This window comes from Dactylosporangium sp. NPDC006015 (genome assembly GCF_040614215.1).
Taxonomy (GTDB): domain Bacteria; phylum Actinomycetota; class Actinomycetes; order Mycobacteriales; family Micromonosporaceae; genus Dactylosporangium; species Dactylosporangium maewongense.
Genome location: NZ_JBEXUD010000014.1, coordinates 127,816 through 147,805 on the forward strand (window position 1 = coordinate 127,816; position 19,990 = coordinate 147,805).

Annotated in this window: 18 protein-coding genes and 3 pseudogenes; 14 read left to right on the top strand and 7 right to left on the bottom strand. The window is 69.3% G+C overall.

Translation table 11 applies throughout. The annotated features are described in order from the left end of the window. Positions 1-6 precede the first annotated feature (6 nt). Positions 7-1,518, bottom strand: coding sequence for a sugar ABC transporter ATP-binding protein (locus tag ABZ321_RS25620; RefSeq protein ID WP_354895384.1), 1,512 nt, complete (start codon positions 1,516-1,518; stop codon positions 7-9). A 115-nt stretch (positions 1,519-1,633) separates the two neighbouring features. Here ABZ321_RS25620 and ABZ321_RS25625 point away from each other — a divergent pair, with 115 nt between their 5' ends. The 4 genes and pseudogenes from ABZ321_RS25625 (at position 1,634) to ABZ321_RS25640 (ending at position 6,146) form a co-directional block, all read left to right on the top strand. Then, positions 1,634-2,677 carry a LacI family DNA-binding transcriptional regulator gene (locus ABZ321_RS25625; protein ID WP_344503292.1) on the top strand — a complete coding sequence of 348 codons (1,044 nt, stop codon included), beginning with the start codon at positions 1,634-1,636 and terminating at the stop codon, positions 2,675-2,677. A gap of 3 nt (positions 2,678-2,680) precedes the next feature. Then, positions 2,681-3,406, top strand: a complete 726-nt coding sequence (locus ABZ321_RS25630; protein ID WP_344503291.1) for a (Fe-S)-binding protein — start codon at positions 2,681-2,683, stop codon at positions 3,404-3,406. Further along, positions 3,403-4,857 (top strand): annotated as a pseudogene (locus ABZ321_RS25635) (LutB/LldF family L-lactate oxidation iron-sulfur protein); the annotation flags it as partial. The gene ABZ321_RS25630 and the pseudogene ABZ321_RS25635, both read left to right, overlap by 4 nt. 668 nt (positions 4,858-5,525) lie before the next feature. Next, positions 5,526-6,146 carry an LUD domain-containing protein gene (locus ABZ321_RS25640; RefSeq protein ID WP_354895388.1) on the top strand — a complete coding sequence of 207 codons (621 nt, stop codon included), beginning with the start codon at positions 5,526-5,528 and terminating at the stop codon, positions 6,144-6,146. 649 nt (positions 6,147-6,795) lie between these two features. On the opposite strand, the gene ABZ321_RS25645 is transcribed toward ABZ321_RS25640, so the two are convergent. The 4 genes from ABZ321_RS25645 to ABZ321_RS25660 all read right to left on the bottom strand — a co-directional run bounded on the left by ABZ321_RS25645 (position 6,796) and on the right by ABZ321_RS25660 (position 9,703). After that, positions 6,796-7,725 carry a helix-hairpin-helix domain-containing protein gene (locus ABZ321_RS25645; protein ID WP_354895391.1) on the bottom strand — a complete coding sequence of 310 codons (930 nt, stop codon included), beginning with the start codon at positions 7,723-7,725 and terminating at the stop codon, positions 6,796-6,798. A gap of 136 nt (positions 7,726-7,861) precedes the next feature. Beyond that, the gene (locus ABZ321_RS25650; RefSeq protein ID WP_354895394.1) at positions 7,862-8,314 is read right to left on the bottom strand and encodes a hypothetical protein; all 453 of its coding nucleotides are present in this window, start codon (positions 8,312-8,314) and stop codon (positions 7,862-7,864) included. A gap of 32 nt (positions 8,315-8,346) precedes the next feature. Continuing rightward, the gene (locus ABZ321_RS25655; RefSeq protein WP_354895397.1) at positions 8,347-8,862 is read right to left on the bottom strand and encodes a M15 family metallopeptidase; all 516 of its coding nucleotides are present in this window, start codon (positions 8,860-8,862) and stop codon (positions 8,347-8,349) included. 25 nt (positions 8,863-8,887) lie between these two features. Continuing rightward, positions 8,888-9,703: a cyclase family protein gene (locus ABZ321_RS25660; protein WP_354895400.1), complete on the bottom strand. Its 816-nt coding sequence runs from the start codon at positions 9,701-9,703 to the stop codon at positions 8,888-8,890. Between the two features lie 247 nt (positions 9,704-9,950). Between ABZ321_RS25660 and ABZ321_RS25665 the strand changes: the two genes are divergently transcribed. The 3 genes from ABZ321_RS25665 (at position 9,951) to ABZ321_RS25675 (ending at position 12,078) form a co-directional block, all read left to right on the top strand. Continuing rightward, positions 9,951-10,817, top strand: a complete 867-nt coding sequence (locus ABZ321_RS25665) for a DUF929 family protein (RefSeq protein ID WP_354895403.1) — start codon at positions 9,951-9,953, stop codon at positions 10,815-10,817. A 2-nt stretch (positions 10,818-10,819) separates the two neighbouring features. Then, positions 10,820-11,284 (top strand): vitamin K epoxide reductase family protein, encoded by a 465-nt coding sequence (locus ABZ321_RS25670; RefSeq protein ID WP_344503283.1) that lies wholly within the window; start codon positions 10,820-10,822, stop codon positions 11,282-11,284. A gap of 80 nt (positions 11,285-11,364) precedes the next feature. Next, on the top strand, positions 11,365-12,078 hold the full coding sequence (locus ABZ321_RS25675) for a YcnI family protein (protein WP_354895406.1): 714 nt from the start codon (positions 11,365-11,367) through the stop codon (positions 12,076-12,078). Positions 12,079-12,223: 145 nt separating this feature from the next. Here ABZ321_RS25675 and ABZ321_RS25680 read toward each other — a convergent pair whose 3' ends face one another. Then, entirely contained in the window at positions 12,224-12,814 is a 591-nt protein-coding gene (locus ABZ321_RS25680) for a TlpA disulfide reductase family protein (protein WP_354895409.1), read from the bottom strand. Positions 12,815-13,051: 237 nt separating this feature from the next. On the opposite strand from ABZ321_RS25680, the pseudogene ABZ321_RS25685 reads away from it, so the two are divergent. The 7 genes and pseudogenes from ABZ321_RS25685 to ABZ321_RS25715 form a co-directional block, all read left to right on the top strand. Further along, positions 13,052-13,375, top strand: a pseudogene (locus ABZ321_RS25685) (hypothetical protein); the annotation flags it as partial. Further along, positions 13,357-13,503, top strand: coding sequence for a helix-turn-helix domain-containing protein (locus ABZ321_RS25690; RefSeq protein ID WP_354895411.1), 147 nt, complete (start codon positions 13,357-13,359; stop codon positions 13,501-13,503). The pseudogene ABZ321_RS25685 and the gene ABZ321_RS25690, both read left to right, overlap by 19 nt. Continuing rightward, positions 13,503-14,511, top strand: a pseudogene (locus ABZ321_RS25695) (site-specific integrase); the annotation flags it as partial. The gene ABZ321_RS25690 and the pseudogene ABZ321_RS25695, both read left to right, overlap by 1 nt. Positions 14,512-14,581: 70 nt before the next feature. Beyond that, entirely contained in the window at positions 14,582-14,782 is a 201-nt protein-coding gene (locus ABZ321_RS25700) for a hypothetical protein (protein ID WP_344503280.1), read from the top strand. 712 nt (positions 14,783-15,494) lie between these two features. Continuing rightward, the gene (gene fxsT, locus ABZ321_RS25705) at positions 15,495-18,017 is read left to right on the top strand and encodes an FxSxx-COOH system tetratricopeptide repeat protein (RefSeq protein WP_354895414.1); all 2,523 of its coding nucleotides are present in this window, start codon (positions 15,495-15,497) and stop codon (positions 18,015-18,017) included. Between the two features lie 241 nt (positions 18,018-18,258). Further along, entirely contained in the window at positions 18,259-18,744 is a 486-nt protein-coding gene (locus ABZ321_RS25710; protein ID WP_354895417.1) for a TIR domain-containing protein, read from the top strand. A gap of 141 nt (positions 18,745-18,885) precedes the next feature. Beyond that, positions 18,886-19,317 carry an HIT domain-containing protein gene (locus ABZ321_RS25715; RefSeq protein WP_354895420.1) on the top strand — a complete coding sequence of 144 codons (432 nt, stop codon included), beginning with the start codon at positions 18,886-18,888 and terminating at the stop codon, positions 19,315-19,317. Here the strand turns inward: ABZ321_RS25715 and ABZ321_RS25720 are convergent. Beyond that, on the bottom strand, positions 19,309-19,746 hold the full coding sequence (locus ABZ321_RS25720) for a hypothetical protein (protein ID WP_354895423.1): 438 nt from the start codon (positions 19,744-19,746) through the stop codon (positions 19,309-19,311). The genes ABZ321_RS25715 and ABZ321_RS25720 overlap by 9 nt on opposite strands. Positions 19,747-19,990 lie beyond the last annotated feature (244 nt).

Here is a 19,990-nt window from a genome sequence, read left to right on the forward strand (position 1 = left end):
GGCCGGTCATGACGCCTGTCCTGTCGCCGCCAGCATCACGGACTCCTCGTCGGCTCGGGTACGGGGGATGTCGGCGGCGAGCCGCCCTTCGTGCATGACGAGGACCCGGTCCGCCATGCCGAGGACCTCGGGCAGCTCGCTGGAGACCATGAGCACGGCGACGCCCTGGTCCGCAAGCTCGCTGAGCAGCCGGTGCACCTCGGCCTTGGTGCCGACGTCGATGCCGCGGGTCGGCTCGTCGACGATGAGCACCCGCGGCGCCGTCGACAGCCACTTCGCCAGGACGACCTTCTGCTGGTTGCCGCCGGAGAGGGTGGCGACCGGGTCGCTCAGCCTGGCCGCCTTCACCTGCAGCCGCTCCGTCCAGGTGCGGGCGTCGTGGCGCTCCGACGGGCCGAGGAGCAGCCCGATCCGGCTCAGCGACCAGCGCCGCGGCAGGGTCGCGTTGCGCTCCACCGACAGCTCCATCACCAGGCCCTGCTGCCGGCGGTCCTCGGGCACGAGCGCGAGGCCGGCGGCGATCGCCGCGGACGCGCTGCCCTTCTGCAGCGGCCTGCCGTCGACGCGGACCTCGCCGGCGTCGTGCCGGTCGATGCCGAAGACGGCGCGGATCACCTCGGAGCGGCCGGCGCCGACGAGCCCGGCGAGGGCGACGATCTCGCCGCTGTGGACGGTGAACGACACGTCCTGGAAGACGCCGGCACGGGTGAGCCCGTCGACCTCCAGCCGGGCCTCGCGGACCTCGGCGGTGCGCTGCGGGTACATGGTGGAGACCTCGCGGCCGACCATCCGCCGCACGACCTGGTCGACGGTGAGCGCGTCGGCGGGGTCGGTGGAGACCCACTGGCCGTCGCGCATGACGGTGATCCGCTGGCAGAGCGAGAAGACCTCGTCGAAGCGGTGCGAGATGAACAGCACCGCGGCCCCGGCGTCGCGCAGCGACCGGGCGACGGCGAAGAGCCGCTCGACCTCGACCCCGGACAGCGCGGCGGTCGGCTCGTCCATGACCAGGATCCGGGCGTCGAACGACAGCGCCTTGGCGATCTCGACCAGCTGCTGGTCGGCGATCGACAGCCCGCGGGCCGGCCGGTCCGGGTCGAGGTGCACGCCGAGCCTGGCGAACAGCTCGGCGGACCGGGCCCGCATCGCGGCGGTGTCGACGCGGCGCAGCGAGCGCAGCGGCTGCCGGCCGATGAAGATGTTCTCCGCGACGGTCAGGTCCGGGAACAGCGTCGGCTCCTGGTAAATGACGGCGATGCCGGCGTCGCGGGCGTCGGCGGGGCCGCCGAGCCGCAGCGGCTGCCCGTCGAGCGTGATCGTGCCGGTGTCGGGGGCGTGCGCGCCGGCCAGGATCTTCACCAGCGTCGACTTGCCCGCGCCGTTCTCCCCGACGAGGGCGTGCGCCTCGCCGCCGCGCAGCTCCAGGCGCACGTCGCGCAGCGCGGCCACGGCGCCGAACGACTTGCTCACGCCCTCGAGAACCAGCACCTCGCCGTCCTCCCTTGTGAAACGTTTCATACAATGACTACAGTGACGGTAGAAGCAGACCGTCGATGGCGTCAAGAGTTTCAATGGCGTTACCGGTTTGATACACCCTCTTCGAGTTGACACGTTTCAGAGGTACGGGAGATCGATGTCCACCACGACCGGCATCAAGGAGGTGGCCCGCCGCGCGGGCGTCTCCATCGGCACCGTCAGCAACGTGCTCAACCGTCCCGAGCTGGTCGCCTCGTCGACCCGGCAGCGGGTCCTCGACGCCATCGCCGAGCTGGGCTACGTGCGCAACGACTCGGCGCGGCAGCTGCGGGCCGGGCACAGCCGGCAGATCGCGCTCGTCGTGCTCGACGTGACCAACCCGTTCTTCACCGACGTGGTCCGCGGCGCGGAGGCGGCCGCCGAGGAGCACGGCGTCATGGTCGTGGTCTGCAACAGCGGCGAGGACGCCGGACGCGAGCATCGCCACCTCGACCTCCTCGAGGAGCAGCGGGTCCGCGGTGTACTGATCACGCCCGTCGACGAGTCGCCGAACTCGCGCCTGGAGCTGCTCATCCAGCGCGGCACCCCGGTCGTGCTGGTCGACCGCGGCACCGGCCGGCACAGCCGCTGCTCGGTCGCGGTCGACGACGTGCTCGGCGGCCGGCTCGCCGGCGAGCACCTCGTGGAGCAGGGCCACCGGCGGATCACGTTCGTCGGCGGGCCGGCCTCCATCACCCAGGTCCGGGAGCGGCACGCCGGGATCTCCGCGGCCGTGGCCGGGAAGGCCGAGCTCTCGGTGGTCCCCACGCCCAACCTCACCGTCGCCGCGGGCCGGGCGGCCGCCGCCGAGATCGACGCCGCGGCCGGCTCCACGGCGGTCTTCTGCGCCAACGACCTCGTCGCGCTCGGCGTGCTGCAGGGCCTCACCCAGCGGGGCATCCGCGTGCCGCAGGACGTGGCGATCGTGGGATATGACGACATCGAGTTCGCCGCGGCGGCCGCGGTGCCGCTATCCTCCGTGCGACAGCCTCGGGAACAGCTCGGTCGCACCGCCACGGCCCTGCTGCTCGAGGAGATCGAGGACGACGGCCGCCATGAGCACCGCCACGTGGTGTTCCAGCCGGAGCTGATCGTCCGCGAGTCGAGTGGCCGGCCCCGCACCCGCCGGTCATCTCAGCGGGATCCTCTGAAAGGGCGGTGATCGATGCGTGTGGCACTGTTCGTGACCTGTCTCGCCGACGCGATGTTTCCGCAGGTCGGCCGGGCCACGGTCGAGCTGCTGGAGCGGCTCGGCCACGAGGTCGTCTTCCCCGAGGCGCAGACCTGCTGCGGCCAGATGCACATCAACACGGGCTACCAGCGCGAGGCCGTCCGCCTGGTCGAGCACCAGGTCGACACGTTCGCCGGCTACGAGGCGATCGTCGCGCCGTCGGGCTCGTGCGTCGGCTCGATCCGCCACCAGCACGCGGCCGTCGCCCGCCGGGCCGGCCGGGTCGCGCTGTCGCACCGGGCGGAGGAGCTCGGCGAGCGCACCTATGAGCTGTCGGAGTTCCTCGTCGACGTCCTCGGCGTCACCGACGTCGGCGCCCGCTTCCCGCACCGCGTCACCTACCACCCGACCTGCCACTCGCTGCGCATGCTGCGGGTCGGCGACCGGCCGCTGCGGCTGCTGCGCGCGGTCCGCGACATCGACCTCGTCGAGCTGCCCGGCGCCGACCAGTGCTGCGGCTTCGGCGGCACGTTCGCGCTGAAGAACGCCGACACGTCCGCGGCCATGCTCAGCGACAAGCTCCGCAGCGTCCTGTCCACCGGCGCCTCGGTCGTCTCGGCCGGCGACTCGTCCTGCCTCATGCACATCGGCGGCGGCCTGTCCCGCCTGTCCACCGCTGCCCGCCCCGTGCACCTCGCAGAGATTCTGGCGGCGACATGACCTCCGTGTTCCTTGGGATGCCGGTGTACGCGCCGCGAGGTGTCGGCGCGTTGCGTGGCTCAACGTCCTTCCCGGTCGCGGCCCGGACGGCGCTCGCCGACGACCAGCTGCGGCGCAACCTGGGCCATGCCACGAGCACCATCCGCGGCAAGCGCGCCGCCGTCGTGGCCGAGGTGCCCGACTGGGAGGAGCTGCGCCTCGCCGGTGAGGCGATCAAGGGCTACGTCATGGCCAACCTCGACACCCTCCTCGTCCAGCTGGAGGAGCAGGTGACCGCCCGCGGCGGCACCGTGCACTGGGCCCGCGACGCGGTCGAGGCCAACGCGATCGTCCTCGACCTGGTCCGCGCGGCCGGCGCCACCGAGGTCGTCAAGGTCAAGTCGATGGCGACGCAGGAGATCGGGCTCAACGAGGCGCTCGCCGAGGGCGGTGTCACCGCGTGGGAGACCGACCTGGCGGAGCTCATCGTGCAGCTCGGCGACGACAAGCCGTCGCACATCCTGGTCCCCGCCATCCACCGCAACCGCACCGAGATCCGCGACATCTTCCGCCGCACGATGCCTGCCGCCGCCTCGCTCTCCGACGATCCGCGCGAGCTGGCGATGGCCGCCCGCGCGTACCTGCGCGAGAAGTTCCTGACCGCTCGGGTCGCGGTGTCGGGGGCCAACTTCGCGGTCGCCTCGACCGGCACCCTCGCCGTCGTCGAGTCCGAGGGCAACGGCCGCATGTGCCTGACCCTCCCGCAGACCCTGATCACGGTCATGGGCATCGAGAAGGTCGTCCCCACGTGGACCGACCTGGAGGTGTTCCTGCAGCTGCTGCCCCGCTCGTCGACCGGCGAGCGGATGAACCCCTACACGTCCCTCTGGACCGGCGTCACCCCCGGCGACGGCCCGCAGGACTTCCATCTCGTCCTGGTCGACAACGGCCGCACCGCCGTCCTGTCGGACCCTTCGGGCCGGGCCGCCCTGCACTGCATCCGGTGCAGCGCCTGCCTCAACGTCTGCCCCGTCTACGAACGCACCGGCGGCCACGCCTACGGCTCCGTCTACCCCGGCCCGATCGGCGCCGTCCTCAGCCCCCAGCTCACCGGCGTCGAGGACAACGCCTCCCTCCCCTACGCCTCCAGCCTCTGCGGCGCCTGCTTCGACGCCTGCCCCGTCCGCATCGACATCCCCTCGATGCTGGTACACCTGCGAAACCGCCACGTGGAAGCGCGCGCCGCTTCCCCGCTCCCCTCCCCCGAGGCCATCACCATGGCCGCCATGTCCTGGGTGATGTCCCGCCCGGCCCGCTTCCGCAGCGCCGAACGCCTCCTACGCCTCGGCCGCCTCCTCGGCCGCCGCACCAACCACATCACGACCCTGCCCCCACCCCTCTCCGCGTGGACCACCTCCCGCGACCTCCCCCGCCCCCCGGCCCAGTCCTTCCGCGACTGGTGGCGCACCCGCCCCGCACCACCTTCAGATGCCCGGCCCACCTCGCCCGCCGACCCCAACTCACCCGCCAACCCCGGTCCCGGCCTGTCCGCTGCCCCCGGTCCTACCTCGCCTCCTGCCCCCCGCTCCAGCCCGCCTTCTGACGCCCACCCCAACTCACCCGCCAACCCCGGTCCCGGCTCTCCTCCTGACCCCCGCTCTGGCCCACCTCCTGTTGCCCAGCCCGATCTGCCCGCTGACGCCCATCCCGGCCCGGCTCCTGACTCCCTGCCCGCCGCCCCCCACCCCGGCTCGCCATCAGACGCCCGGACCGGCTCGGCTTCTGACGCCCAGCCCGGCTCGGCTTCTGACGCCCAGCCCGGCTCAGCCTCTGACGCCCAGCCCGGCTCAGCCTCTGACGCCCAGCCCGGCTCGCTTGCCGACCCCCAGCCCAGCTCGCCTGCCGATCTCCTTCCGGGCTCGCCTGCCGACCTCCGCTCCGGTCCGCCTTCTGAACCGCTTCCCGAGCCGTCATCTGATCCTGGTCCCGGCCCCGCTTCTGACCTCCGCTCCGATTCGCCGGCTGATCCCCGGCCGGGGTCGCCCGCTGATGGCCGGCCGGGGTCGCCCGCTGATGGCCGTCCTGGCGAGTCTTCTGATCAGCGGCGTGACCTCCCCCATCTCGATGCGCAGGAGGGCCGATGACTGACGCCCGCGCCGACGTGCTGGCTCGTATCCGGGCCGCGCTCGGGCCCGACCCGGCCGTGCCCGCCGTGCCACGGGACTACCAGCGCGCCGGGGCGGTGCCGACCGGCTCCCCCGAGCTGCTGTCCCTGCTCGCCGACCGCCTGACCGACTACAAGGCCACGGTCGTCCCCACCACCCCCGCCACGCTCGAGACCGACCTGCGCGCCGCCCTCGCCGCCACCATGCCTCCCGGCGGCCGGCTGATCGTGCCGCCGGCCCTGCCGTTCGAGCTCCCCGGCGCCCACGTCGACGACGGCACCCTCACCCCCGCCGACCTGGACACCTTCGCCGGCGTCGCCACCGCCTGCGCCGCCGCGTGCGCCGAGACCGGGACGATCGCCCTCGACGGCAGCCCCGACCAGGGCCGCCGCGCGATCACCCTCGTCCCCGACCGCCACTTCTGCGTGGTCCGCGCCGACCAGGTCGTCCGCACCGTTCCCGACCTGCTCGCCCGCCTCACCCCGACCCGCCCCCTGACCCTCATCAGCGGCCCCTCCGCCACCAGCGACATCGAACTCAACCGCGTCGAAGGCGTCCACGGCCCCCGCACCCTGGTCGTCCTCCTCGTCCACTAGCACCCCCGCCGCACCCAGAACCACCCCCGACCCAGCTGAAGCAGCCCCCAGCGCCGGCGAAGCTCCGCCCGACCCGACCGAAGCTCCTCCACAAACTGCGTCGACCGGGGCGGCCCTCGGCGGAAGTGCGTCGAGCACGAGATCGATCGGGAAGAGTGCCAGCTGGACCGCCGCGACCCGCGTGCGGGCGGCTGGTCGGCGCGATCGTCGGTGAAGACACGCAACGTGCGGGACCACAACAGCCGGCCGGGCAGTGGACCAGTCAGCAGGCCGGGCAGCGCGCGAAACCGCAGCAGTGGGCCGGGCAGTGGGCGGAGCCACTGCAGCAGGCCGGTCAGCGGGCTGGGCTGCGAACCGGGCTGCGGTGTGTGGCCTGTTGGACGGTGGCGGGCGGAGGCGGGCCAGCTTCACGGCGTGTCGGGCTGCGAGTCCGTGCGTGCGCGCCTCAGCGAACTCGGCCCTGGCCCGCCGGCGTTCCTCGCGGCGACGGGCGTGCTGGCCGGCCACCACATCAGATCGACACGTCTCAGACAATGGCAGAGCGAACATGCGCCGCCTCCCCCGATTGGCGCTGCCCCACCATTCTCCCTCCCGCGCAACGCCGAATCCAGTCGCGTCACGCTGTGCGATGGAGCCGGCACACGCCGGATCAGTACCGGCGAGGGGGTGTGAGGGTCAGGCGGTGCTGGATGCGGTCGAACTGGTGCGGGGACAGCTGGGCGGTCGTGGCGAACTCGGAGAGGCTGGTGAAGCCGCCGCGGCGGTGGCGTTCGGAGAGGACGTACGCGACGCGGGCGGCGTCGAAGTCGTCGAGGGTGGCGAGCAGCGTGGCGTCGGCGGTGTTGACGTCGACAGACGCGGCGGTCGGCGTCCAGGGTGTCGGGGCGGGCCACGGGGTGGTGGAGGTCGACGGGATCGGGTCGACCGTGAACTGCTGCGACGTGAACCCGCCGGACTGGGCCGGAAAGCCGGCCGACGGCGTGGCCTGCGGACCGAAGCCGGCGGGCGGCGTCGCCTGCGCGGGGAAACCGGCCGCCGGCGTCGCGTACGGATTGAACCCGGCGGGCGGGGTCGCCTGGGCAGGGAAACCGGCCGGCGGCACGGAATACGGCACCGCGGACGCCGGACCCACCGGCGAACCGAACGCCGCAGGCGAACCGAAGGCGGCCGGAGACCCGAACGCCGCGGGCGACCCGAAGGCGGCTGGGGAGCCGAAGGCAGCGGGGGAGCCGAACGCCGCCACGGCGCGGCGCTGCTCCAGCCAGCGGAGCCAGTACACGTTGAGCACGAACGAGTGCACGACGCACACCACCCACAGCACGAGCCAGAGCGCCGCGAAGCCACCGCCGCTGGAAGGATCGTCCGGCACCGTGGCCTTCTCGGACAGCACGACCATGGCGGTGCCGATGAGGAGGTACCCGACGCCGCAGCCCCACCACGCCGGCTTCCGGGCGCGCAGGCCGACGAGGACCAGGCCCGCGCCGCTGAAGCAGCCGAACCCCAGGATCGAGATGAGGACCCACCAGCTCTGCAGGAGCTTCCAGCCGAAACTCGGGCGGGCGGCGGGTGCCGGATACATCAGGTCCTCCTGTCAGGCCGGGCGGCCAAATGCATCGACGCTGGTCGCCCCGCGAACACTAACAGCGGGCGGCCCAGGCCGTTGCCCACAGCACCGCCCACCAGAACGACGATCGGGAACACACAGCCGACCGGAGTCAGGACGCACCCGTCCAGACCCACGCCGACGTCCACAGCGCGGTGGTGAAGGCCGCGCCGACCAGGACCAGCATCGTCCAGGCGCGTAAGCGGAGGGCGCGGCGCAGGCCGGAACGCTCGGCGGGCAGCGCGAACACCCGGGTCGGCCAGTGCCGCCAGGACACGTCGGCGAACACGGCGGCGGCAGCGCAGTACAAGAGCAACACCGCGATGAAGACGGCACTGCCCGTCAGTGTGAGGATGACGGCGGCCGTGGCCAGCAGGGCGGCGACGATCGGGACGACCTTCCAGCGGTTGCCCTGGGCGAGCAGCGTCAGCAGCTCCTCCAGCTGGTCGTCGCCGAGCCCGGCGCGGGCCAGCTTCGGCTGGACGACCAGCAGGCTGTAGCCCATCGAGCCGCACCACATGGCGGCCAGGCCGAGATGCGCGGTGAGCAGCAACGACAACACCATGCCCGGCAGAGTAACCGCCGGGTACGACAACTTCAGGCGGTGAACTTCCAGTGCCACGGCTCGCGGGGCGTGTTCTCGGTGAAGCCGAAACGGCCGCCGTTGGCCCGCATCCAGGCCTGCGCCTTGGCGTCGAGGTCCAGGTCGACGGCGAGGCCCCAGCCGTGGTCGCTGGTGCCGGGCTTCGCCGCCAGGCCGCCCTGGGAGTAGAGGCCCTTGCGGCGGGCGAGGTCGACCTGCTCGTCATAGCTGCGGTACGAGTCGGTGATCCCGATCTTCACGCCGTCGCGCTGCGCCGCGCGCAGGAGGCTCTCGAGCGCGGCCGCGGCCGGGGCGGCGAGGCGGTGCCCGGTCGAGCCGACCTCGGCGAGCGCCGTGACGGGGATGCGGCCGTTCTCGTAGCGGTCCTGCAACGACGTCGCCGCCGACAACGCGGAGGCGAAGGACGACTCCGGCGCGGCCTGTACAGCAGGAGGCGGGGTCAGGGCGGCGAGCTGCGAGCGGATCTCTGCCATCCGGGTGGCGATGCCGGTGATGCCTTCCACACGCACCGCATCGGCACCCGGAGGCGCGACTTTAGTGAGGAAGGACGCCGTAGATGAGCGCGGTCGACCCGGAGCCCTTCGCGTTGATGAAGCCGCCGCACAGGATCGACCCGCCGGTCGCCGGGAACTTGGCCAGGTTGGCCAGGATCTCCAGGCTGATGCGGTGCCGCCGGTACACCAGCAGCGACGCCCTGAAGTCGGGGTCAGTGCCCAGGTCGGGGCCGAACGTGTCGATGCCGGTGCCGCCGTTGCGCCCGATCCGGCCGGTGTCGATGAACCACTGGACCGTCTCGGGTGCGAAGCCCGGCTGGTGCAGGACCCCGTCGGCGTCGAGGTTCGGGAACGCGTCGGTCCCCCACTTGTACTCCCAGCCGGTCCACATGATGATCATCGACTCGTCGGGGATGCGGCCGTGCCGGCGCTCCCACTGCTTCACGTCGTCGACCGTCAGCGCGTAGTCGGCGTTGCGGGCGCACTTGTCCCGCACGTCGATCTTGACCGCGGGCAGGAACAGGTCGTTGGGGTCGAGGTCGTCCGCCAGGGGCTCGCCGGCGTTGAAGTGCCCGGGTGCGCCCCAGTGCGTGCCCGTCGCCTCGCCCTCGCGGACGTACTGCAGGTAGTAGCCCTCGTTCTCGATGGTGGCGATGGTCTCCAGCTCGAACGCCGGATCGCCGGGGTAGATGTTGGTCGTCGCCGGGTCGTTGACGTGCGACAGGCTGATCAGCCGGGTCTTGCCGGGCTTCAACGCTGGGCCCCCGCTCTCGCCGGCCGCCGCGGTGCCGGCCAGGCCCGCGGCGCCGGCGACCGCACCGCTCGCCGCCGCTGTCAGAAGATGTCGTCGCTGCATGGTCGTTTAGCCCCTCGCGTCCGTGTCCAGGTGCCGACAAGCCACATTGCACCGCCGCACCGGCCCGCGCAAGATCTGCCGCTGTACCCGGCGTGGCGAGACCTTCGACCCAGTGCGACGGACGCGCGTCTGCCTAAATTCAGCCACGGAGGGAACCAACGGGCGGGTCCGATACGACTAATAGACAGACGAGTGGGGGTTGCGCGTGTCGAAGCGCCAGCGGGACTCGCGCGAATACGCGCGACGGATGCGACTGATCCAGGAGCGGGCGACCGCCAGGCGGGGCAGGATGCGCAAGGCGACGGCCGCGATCGCCGCCGTCCTGGTCGTGTTCGCGGTCATGATCGTGGCCAAGCTCGGCGGCGCCGGAGGGCCCGAGACCAAGCCCACACCGGCCTTCCCCACCGGCGAGGCGGCCGCCGCGATCGTCGCGCAGTTGACGTCCGTGCCGCCCGCGGTCCTCGACCAGGTCGGCGTCGGATCCGCCGAGATCCTGCCGAAGGCGGTCACCGGCCAGCCGGTGCTCACCGAGGGCGGCAAGCCCCTGGTGCTGTATGTCGGCGCCGAGTACTGCCCGTTCTGCGCCGCGCAGCGCTGGCCGGTGGTCGTCGCGCTGTCCCGGTTCGGGACGTTCAGCGGCCTGACGATCACCGCTTCGGCGTCCGACGACGTGTACCCCGACACGCCGACGGTGTCGTTCCACGGCAGCACGTACACCAGCGACGTGCTCACCTTCCAGGGCGTCGAGACCAGCGGCAGGACCCGCAAGGGCGGCTCGTACACGCCGCTGGACCAGCTGACCCCCCAGCAGGCGCAGCTGGTGCAGAAGTTCAACGCCCCGCCCTACGTGGACGCGAAGTCCGCCGGATCGATCCCGTTCGTCGACTACGCCAACCAGGCGATCACCTCCGGCGCGACGTTCAGCCCGGACCTGCTCGCCGGCATGACCGCCGAGCAGGTGACCAAGGCGCTGTCCGACCCCGGCAGCGAGATCGCGAAGGCGGTCAACGGCAACGCCAACGCGATCACCGCCGTGCTGTGCAAGGTGACCGGCGGCAAACCGGCGAACGTCTGCACCTCCCAGGCCGTGACCGCCTTCCAGGGAAAGGTCTGAGCATGACCGAGACCACCACCGACCAGCTGGTGCAGCGGTGGGTGCCGCCCGTTTCGCTGGTGCTGTCCGTGCTCGGCCTGGGCGTGTCCGCGTACCTGACGTATGAGCACTTCACGTCGTCGACGACCCTCGCCTGCCCGGACACGGGAGCGCTCAACTGCCTGAAGGTCACCACCAGCGAGCAGTCCGCGGTGTTCGGCATCCCCGTGGCGGTGCTGGGTCTGCTGTACTTCGTCGCCATGCTCGCCCTGTCGGCGCTGTGGCGGACACCCCGACGGGACGTGCGGCTCGCCCGCCTCGCCTGTACCGGCGTCGGCGTGCTGTTCGTCGTCTGGCTCGTCTACGCGGAGCTCTTCACCCTCGACGCGATCTGCCTGTGGTGCACGGCGGTGCACGTCCTGGCGATCGGCCTGTTCGCCGTCACGGCGCTCGGCACGGCGTATGCCGACCCGGCGGACTTAGCGTAGAACCGCGGGGAACTTTCCGGCGGTCCGGGGCGACTACCCGGTTGACCTTGTCGTTCCTGCCCGAGAGGACAGCCCGCATCATGCGCCTGACCCACGTGGTCCGCGCGGGTGTCGCCGTCGCCGCGGCCGCCGCCGCTGCACTCGCCTTCCCCGCCGCCGCCTCCGCTCACGTCACCGTCAACCCCAACACCGCCACGCAGGGCGGCTACACCAAGGTGACGTTCCGGGTGCCCAACGAGCGCGACGACGCCTCCACCACCAAACTCGAGATCGCGCTGCCCACCGACAAGCCGATCGCGTCGGTGTCGCTCAAACCGCTCCAGGGCTGGACCGCCGTCGCCGAGACCAGCAAGCTCGCCACACCGATCAAGACCGACGACGGCGAACTCACCGACGCCGTCTCCAAAATCACCTGGACCGCGTCAGCCGGCGCGGAGATCAAGCCCCACCAGTTCCAGGAGTTCGACGTCTCCCTCGGCCCCCTGCCGACCACCGACCAGATCGTCTTCAAGGCCCTCCAGACCTACTCCACCGGCGAGATCGTCCGCTGGATCGACGAGCCCGCCGCCGGCGCCGAGGCCGAGCACCCCGCCCCCGTCCTCAAGCTCACCAAGAAGACCGACGCCACGGCATCCGGGGCCTCCGCGGCACCTGCCGCTTCGGTCGCCGCGAAGGACGATGGCGGCGGCAGCGGCGACGGTACGGCCATCGGCCTGGGCATCGCAGGCCTCGTCGCCGGCCTGGCCGGCCTGGTCGTCGCCGTCCTGGCCCTCCGCCGCTCCCGGACGTCCTGAGGACAGCACCCCCGCTTGATCGAACAGCGGATCCGGTCACCACCACGACCGGATCCGCTTTTTGATCACCGCAGCCGCCGGCTCACAGGTGGCCCTGGGTCACAGTGGGAGCCAGTGCCCTGAGCGCGGAGCGTTTGGCTGCCAGTCACCCGGTTGCCACCGACTCCGCGGCGAGGGCTCGAACAGCGGCCTCGAGTTCGGTGCGGGTGACTTTGCGGCGAGCGACGGCTGCCACGTTGCCGGCCCGGTCAAGGACGACGGTGTTCGGGAGCGTGCGGGGCGAGATCGCGGGAAAGATCAGCGGAATCTCACCGGCCGGATCGAACAGGCTCGGGTAGGTCAATTGGTAGGCGTCGACAAACTTCCTGGCCGCGTCGCGGTCATCGTTGATGTTCACGCCGAGCATGCGCACGCTGAGGCCAGCCGTGGCATCGGCGACGGCCTGCAGGTCCGGTGCTTCGTCACCGCAGGGCGCACACCAGGACGCCCAGAAGTTGACGACCACGACGGAACCACGCCATTCGGCGAGGCGGAAGGCGCTGGTGTCGAGGAGTTGCCCGGTCAGCGCCGGCGCGGCCTGACGGCTCGCCGGCGGAACTTGGACGATGGCGGCAGCGGAGGGACGCGCTGCGACGTCCCCCGGGCCGCTTGTGGTGGCCGTGTCCTGCAAATACCACGCCGCCGCCAGGCCAACTACGACGATTGTGCATGCAACAACGCGATGATGTGCGGACACCATGCCCCCTTGGAGGTCGACACACCTCTCGAATTTCGTGTAGACGGTAGCCGATCCCTGCCTCTCATCTGAGCCGCGCCGCCGGAACGCACGCCGTCGATCGCCTCCGCGTCCGGATCACGCTCGGTGCAGCGCCGGCAGCTGTACGAGTTGGACACCGGCGAGCTCGTCCGCTGCCCGCCGAAGGACGGCTCGCCCCGGACGGTGTTCGCCCCCTCGTGGCTGGCCGATCTGGTGAAGGATCTCGACGGCCCGGCCACCGATCACGCCGTCGGCGAGACCCGCGCCAAGCTCCTGCGCTGGCTGCGCGGCAACCCTGGCAGCCGACCCAAGGTCATCGCCGAAGGCACCGGCCTCGACAACGAGCTGGTCAAGAAGACCCTGCAACGCATGCTCGCCGACGGACAGGTCGCTGCCGATGCAGGCGGCCGGTACCGACTTCCCCGTGCGGCCGGGGACACCCTCGCAGGAAGCGTCCCCGGTGTCCCCGAAGTCCCCGGCGCTGCCGTGAACAGCAGTGACGCTACCGCGTCCCCGAAGCGATGGAGATGCTCAGCATGAGCCGCAGCGTCCTGTACGCACAGATCCGCGCCGGGCGCCTGCGCACCGGGCAGCAAGGCCGTACCCGCCTTATCCCGGCATCGGCGATCGCCGAGTACGTCTCCCTGCTCGAAGACGAGGCCGCCTGATGGCGGGCAAGCGCCGCGAGCGCGGCGAGGGAGCACTGTACTGGGACGAGGCGCGGCAACGGTGGATCGCCGAGGCGGACGTCGGCTACTCGCCCGCGACCGGCCGCCGGATCAGGCGGCGCGGGGTCGGCAAGACCAAGACCGAGGCCAAGGAGCGGCTGAAGAAGGCAGTGGAGGCATACGAGGCCGGTCTGACGGTCGACGCCGCTCGCCTCACCGTCGCCGACGCGGTGGAGGACTGGCTCACGTACGAACTCCTACCTGTGCCGCCCTCATCTGGTGCCGTACCTCGGCGCCCGGAAGCTCAAGGACCTGACCGCCACGGACGTCGACCGGTGGCTCGCCGACCGGCGAAGGTCCTGAGCACGGCGACTCTGGGCAGCCTGTTCTCGTGCCTCAATGGAGCAGGGCACCGCGCTGTTGGAAGCGGCCAGGGACACGCCGCTGTATGCCTACGTGGTGCTGTCCCTGCTCACCGGGTTGCGTATCGAAGAGGTGCGGGCGCTGCGCTGGGAGCTGCTCGACCTCAAGGGACGGCCGGACGACACGCCGCCGGTCCCGCCGTCGGTGTCGGTCTGGCGGTCCGACCGGGTGGGCGGGGACACCAAGACCCCGAAGTCACGGCGCACGCTCGCCCTGCCGGCACTCTGCGTCTACGCGCTTGACCTGCACGGCCAGGAGCAGGACAAGGCGCGGCGGCGGGCTGGCGACTCATGGCACGAGACCGGCCTGGTGTTCGTGTCGGCCGTCGGTACGGCGCTCGACGCCGCGAACGTCCGGCGATCCTTCCGCCGGGTGGTGAAGGCGGCCGGGCTGGCGGCCGACGACTGGACACCGCGCGAGCTACGGCACAGCTTTGTGTCGATCGCGTCCGCACACGGGATGACCCTGGAGCAGATCGCCGACCTCGTCGGGCACGCGGGGACGAGGGTCACGGAGGCGGTCTACCGCCACCAGCTCCGCCCGGTGCTGCTGAATGGCGCCGAGGTCATGAACCAAATGTTCGGCTTGCCTGGTGGGACGGCCGCAGCACGTAAGCCCCTGGACAACCACAGCGGTGGCGAGATACTAGAACCAAATGATGAAGGCTGACAGCTCGCCGCCTTCCCGTAACGCCGGGTTCGTCGCCGGATTCGGCGTCTATCTCGCGCTGGACGTGACGTCACCCCTCTGGCTGCCTGGATACCCCGACTGGCAGAAAGCTCCGGCAGCCGCATTGGTCGCCCTCGCCGTGGGCAAGATCGTTCAACGCATCGCTCGTCGATTGAAAGACCGATGACGGTGATGGCGTCGCGGCGCCTCCGGGCCGCTGCCGCGCCGTAGACCCCCTGTTAGACCCCTGCATACCAAAAGGCCCGTTCTCGATCTCCGAGAACGGGCCTTTTTGCTGGTGGGCGATACTGGGTTTGAACCAGTGACCTCTTCCGTGTCAAGGCTTCCCTGAGTCCGCCCTGCCTGCATGGACAGGCGATCGGCCTGACGCGAGTGACTGTCGGCGTCCGCCAGCGTCCGGCCGCGTGCGCGGCAATCGGCACTCAGTTGGGCACTCATCGAACCCTCACCAGACCTGAGAGAGCTTGGGGCTGAGAGCACCAACACCTCTGCGTCACCTGCGCAGTATGGTCGCCGCGCCAGTTACGACCTCTTCGGTGTGAACGCATGATCGGCTGCATCTGATCAGGACTGCCAGACCAGCTGAGCTGCTCAAACAGTCCACTGGATTACGCAACGGTCCGCCTGCGTGCAGGGCTGTTGCCACTCACTCTGTCACTTCGGGCCATCGGCGGACGGCGCGGGCACACGGACCCCTGCGTCTGCCGCAGTTGCCTTCTCAGCCCATCGATCACAAGTCGAGACGCCGCACGACCCAGCTGTGTAGGGAGCAGCCCCAGGATGGCACCGAACTGCGATGAGGCATTTGGCTGATGTCGTGCTGGGTATGTGTGCGCGATGCTGTCCGGGTGGGCGGGAAGAGAAAGCGTTCGGATGGCTTGGATCTGTTCGTCTCATATGCGGGGCCGGACCGTGCGTGGGCTGAATGGATGGTGTGGCATCTGCGGGCGGGCGGGTACACGGTCGAGTTGGATGTATGGGACTGGGCCGCTGGGGACAACGTGGTACTGCGGATGAGCGACGCGCTCGACCGGGCCGATCGAGTGCTTGCGTTGTGGTCGCCGACGTACTTCGAACGCGACCGGTTCACCACCGACGAATGGACTTCGGTCATGGGACAGCGGCCCGACGGGACGGGGCAGCGTCGGCTGGTGCCGATCCGGGTGGCCGAGGTGATCCCGCCGTCGGTGCTGGCGCCGCTGGTCTACCGTGACGTGTTCGGCTTGAACGAGGAGCAGTCGAAGACGGTGCTGCTGGACGCTGTGCGTGGGCCACGTGACGCAAGTGGGCGTCCGGAGTTTCCCGGCACCGGTAAGCGCAAGCCGCCGCGGGATGCCGCGCCGCGGCTGCCCGGGGTGCTGCCGACGGTGTGGAACGTACCCCGCCGCAACACGGCCTTCACCGGCCGGGCCGCCCACCTAGTGGAGTTGCGCCAGCAGTTGTGTCGTGGGAGCACAGCTGTGGTGCAGGCGCTGCACGGGTTCGGCGGGATCGGCAAGACGACGTTGGCGATCGAGTATGCGCACCGCTTTGCTGGCAGCTATGAGCTGGTGTGGTGGATCAACGCCGAGCAGGCGGCCCTGATCGGTGAGCAGTTCACCGCGCTGGGCACGGAGGCGGCCTGGGTCTCCGGCGAAGCCCCGACCCCCAATCCTGTGGCGTTGGTGCTGCAGCGTCTGCGTGTGGAGACTGGCTGGCTGCTGATCTTTGACAACGCTGAGAACCGCGCCGATCTGCTGCCCTGGTTGCCGCAGGGCGCCGGACATGTCTTGATCACGTCCCGCAACCCGGGCTGGGATCAGGCCGCCCGTCCGGTGCCGCTGCCGGAGTTCACCCGCGCTGAGTCGACGGCGTTGTTGCGTGCCAGCGTGCCGGCCCTTGCCGAGGACCGCGCCGATTGGCTGGCCGACCGCTTGGGCGACCTGCCGCTTGCGATCGCCCAGGCGGCGCAGACCCTGGCTGACACCGGCCTGACTGTGTCTGACTACCTTGATCTGCTGGACAAGCAGACCGTCGAGATTCTCTCCGATGGCACTCCCGTCGGCTATCCGGTGCCGTTGGCCGCGGTGGTCCGCACCGCCATGCAACGCCTCACCGAAAAGGACTCAGCCGCCGCTCAGCTGCTGCAGCTGTGCGCGTTCCTCGGCCCCGAACCGATCCCGACCGACCTGTTCACCGACGCCCCACCCGCCACCCTCCGCCAGCCGTTGGCCGGCGCCGCCGCGTCGGTGCTGGCGCTGGCCCGCATCATCCGATCGATTGGCGGTTATGGGCTGGCGAGGATCGGCGAGGGCACGCTGCAACTGCACCGGCTAACCCAAGCCATCATCCGCGACATCATCGCCCCCACCGACCGAGAGCACCTCCGCGCGGCGGCGGAGGAGATCGTGGCCTCCACCGCCGACCTCGACGACGGCAGGAATCCCGAGCACTGGCCACGGTGGGCAGCCCTGCTACCCCACATCCTGGCCCTGGACCCGGCCACCAGCGACAACATCCAGTTTCGCGAACTCGCCTGCCACGCAAGCTCATACCTGATCTCGCGCGGCGACATCGAGGCCGGACGCGAGTTCGCCGATCAACTCCACGCCACCTGGGTGCAACGGCTCGGCCTCGACGACCCGCAGGCCCTCTTCGCCGCCACCAACGTCGCGGGCGCAAACAACGACCTTGGCAGATACGCTGACGCCTATCGCCTCGACCGACAGATCTATGCTCGCCGCCGAGCGCTCCTCGGTGACGACCATCCCGACACCCTGGTCTCGGCCGGTAACCTTGCTGGCACCCTCAGAGACCTCGGGCGGCACGGCGAAGCCCTCGCCCTCAATCAGGACACGTACGCCCGTCGTCGTCGAGTCCTCGGCGAGGACCACCCCGACACCCTGATCTCAGCTGGCAATCTTGCTGGCACCCTTAACCACCTTGGGCGGCGCGGCGAAGCCCTCGCCCTCCATCAGGACACCTACGCCCGCCTCCGCCGGGTCCTCGGCGACGGCCACCCCCACACCCTGACCTCGGCCGGCAATCTTGGCAACACCCTTGACCGCCTTGGGCGGCACGGCGAAGCCCTCGCCCTCAATCAGGACACCTACGCCCGCCTCCGCCGGGTCCTCGGCGACGACCACCCCGACACCCTGACCTCGGCCGGCATTCTCGCCTCCACCCTTAGCTACCTTGGGCGGCACAGTGAAGCCCTCGCCCTCCGCCGGGACACCCACACGCGCCTCCGCCGAGTCCTCGGCGACGACCACCCGAGAACCTTACAGTCCGCCAAAGGCCTCGCCCGGACGCTGCACCGCCTCGGTAGGACCTACGACGCCCAGCATCTGGAAAAATGGATCAGACGGCACACGCCACCACCGGATCAAGCTATAGCAACTGGCGAAGACCGCGATCGGTGACCATCGACGCGGGCTTTCCGTCTCCGTTGTTCGACGCGATTGATATGTCGTCCCCGGAAAACCTCCGCTCCTCGCATCGACTGAACACGTCCGATCTGACCGTCCGGGCTGCCGGAATGGCATGGGGCATCCCAGGCCCGTTAGTGTGTTGGCCGAGAGTCGGCCATCATCCATAGCAGTCAATTGTGACCTTATGTGGCGTTAGCGGCGAAACGAGCCCTTACGCGGAGAGGGATAGCTGGTGCCGAAGTCGGTCTTCTACAGCTTTCATTACGAGCGAGATGTGCACCGCGTTCAGCTCGTGCGCAATATAAACGCACTAGAGGGGCAACGCATCCTGAATCCCCAAAACTGGGAGGAGGTCAAGCGGAGAGGCGGGCGTGCCATTGAGGAATGGATCCATGGCGAAATGTCTTACAAAAAGGCGGTCATCGTGCTCATCGGCCGAGACACTGCCACCCGGCCATGGGTAATCTACGAGATCGAAAAGGCCTGGAGAGACAAAAAACCACTTCTGGGCATACGAGTTAACGGCATCTCGTCCTTCGGTCAAGTTGACAGCGAGGGTGCGAACCCGTTCGAGCGGGCGAACGTGGGACCAGGCATTCCCCTCTTCGACCCCACTGCTAGAGATTGGTATGGCCGGATTGACTCAGCGCAGACATACCGGAACCTTGCTTTCAATTTGGAGTCGTGGTCAGAACAGGGCAAGGTACGTCAATGGTGAATAGCCGACCGAGCCCGGTCTTGTGCGGAAGCGCCCACAAGCTGGCCGCTGATGTGTGGAACGGCGACTTGCGCTACGTGCGATACTCTCTATTGGCGAGCGGCTACGTCACGTCAATGAATCGTTGGAAAGTGGTCCGAAATGACCACTGACCCGGCTTGCGAGTTCTGTGAAATTGTGGCCCGCAGTGCCCCGGCTCGGATTGTGTTTGAGGACGAGGACAGCCTGGCATTCTTTCCATTAAATCCCGCCAGCCCGGGTCACACTCTAGTCATACCGCGGGTACACATCCCAGACATCTGGTCCCTATCGCGCGATCAGGCATCGCCACTGCTTGACACTACACTCAAGGTGTCGCGAGCCATTCGAACAGCCCTAAGACCCGATGGCCTCAATATTATCAATTCCAATGGAGCTGCGGCCACTCAGACGATCTTTCATATTCATGTGCATTTGGTCCCGCGTTGGCATAGTGACCATTTCGGGAACATCTGGCCGCCAAGTAGTCAACGGACCGACGACACCGGGGACGACGTTGCGGAAGCGATACGGCAGGCAATCGAGTCAGGATAGATCCGTTGCGACCCCAGCACCGATAAAGGCCAGGTCTATTGCGACAAGGGGAAGGTAGAAGGCGCACATAGTTGACGAGAGCGCCACGGAGCGCCACGAGTTTGAGCGTAGAAAATGGCCGACGTTCATAGAGAACATCTCAAGTGCACTGTCAGGCCGACGAACCTCGTCATACAAGCACCGAAACGCTCGCTCTTGACGCAGGAAGAATGCGTCAAGGTACCAGAACGCTAGGATGGGAACAAGCGCTGCTGTAGAGACACCCCAGTTCAGTTTGCTGGCCGTAACTGCGAAAAAGGCAGCACTGATCGTGAGTGCCCAGCCTTTCACCAGGAAGGAGCTCGTCCCAAGGCGCGAAACGACTGCTTGGATAAACTCCAAATGCTTGATGCGCTCCGCGCTGAATTCACTTGTCGCCGCATTCGGCATTGCAGCTCCTTCTGATATATGGCATTGCCGTTAAATCATATGGCATTGGCGCTCGGCGGGTATGTCATGTTTTGGGCAACTTGCTAGACTTCGGACTCCCGTCAGGCGCCGAAGTCGAAAGCCCTTGCCGGATTCGACCTGATTTGTTCGATTCTAACTACCTGTGTGTATAAGTTGGCTACTTGCAGCCTTGCATGAACGCCACCCCAGTCTCACGGTTGCGGCGTGTCGCGGCAATCGAGCG

Bases quoted from the DNA above. Each gene is read 5' to 3' on its own strand.
- ABZ321_RS25620 (WP_354895384.1), bottom strand. From the start codon at position 1,518: ATGAAACGTTTCACAAGGGAGGACGGCGAGGTGCTGGTTCTCGAGGGC.
- ABZ321_RS25625 (WP_344503292.1), top strand. From the start codon at position 1,634: ATGTCCACCACGACCGGCATCAAGGAGGTGGCCCGCCGCGCGGGCGTC.
- ABZ321_RS25630 (WP_344503291.1), top strand. From the start codon at position 2,681: ATGCGTGTGGCACTGTTCGTGACCTGTCTCGCCGACGCGATGTTTCCG.
- ABZ321_RS25640 (WP_354895388.1), top strand. From the start codon at position 5,526: ATGACTGACGCCCGCGCCGACGTGCTGGCTCGTATCCGGGCCGCGCTC.
- ABZ321_RS25645 (WP_354895391.1), bottom strand. From the start codon at position 7,725: ATGTATCCGGCACCCGCCGCCCGCCCGAGTTTCGGCTGGAAGCTCCTG.
- ABZ321_RS25650 (WP_354895394.1), bottom strand. From the start codon at position 8,314: ATGGTGTTGTCGTTGCTGCTCACCGCGCATCTCGGCCTGGCCGCCATG.
- ABZ321_RS25660 (WP_354895400.1), bottom strand. From the start codon at position 9,703: ATGCAGCGACGACATCTTCTGACAGCGGCGGCGAGCGGTGCGGTCGCC.
- ABZ321_RS25665 (WP_354895403.1), top strand. From the start codon at position 9,951: ATGCGACTGATCCAGGAGCGGGCGACCGCCAGGCGGGGCAGGATGCGC.
- ABZ321_RS25670 (WP_344503283.1), top strand. From the start codon at position 10,820: ATGACCGAGACCACCACCGACCAGCTGGTGCAGCGGTGGGTGCCGCCC.
- ABZ321_RS25675 (WP_354895406.1), top strand. From the start codon at position 11,365: ATGCGCCTGACCCACGTGGTCCGCGCGGGTGTCGCCGTCGCCGCGGCC.
- ABZ321_RS25690 (WP_354895411.1), top strand. From the start codon at position 13,357: ATGGAGATGCTCAGCATGAGCCGCAGCGTCCTGTACGCACAGATCCGC.
- ABZ321_RS25700 (WP_344503280.1), top strand. From the start codon at position 14,582: ATGATGAAGGCTGACAGCTCGCCGCCTTCCCGTAACGCCGGGTTCGTC.
- ABZ321_RS25715 (WP_354895420.1), top strand. From the start codon at position 18,886: ATGACCACTGACCCGGCTTGCGAGTTCTGTGAAATTGTGGCCCGCAGT.
- ABZ321_RS25720 (WP_354895423.1), bottom strand. From the start codon at position 19,746: ATGCCGAATGCGGCGACAAGTGAATTCAGCGCGGAGCGCATCAAGCAT.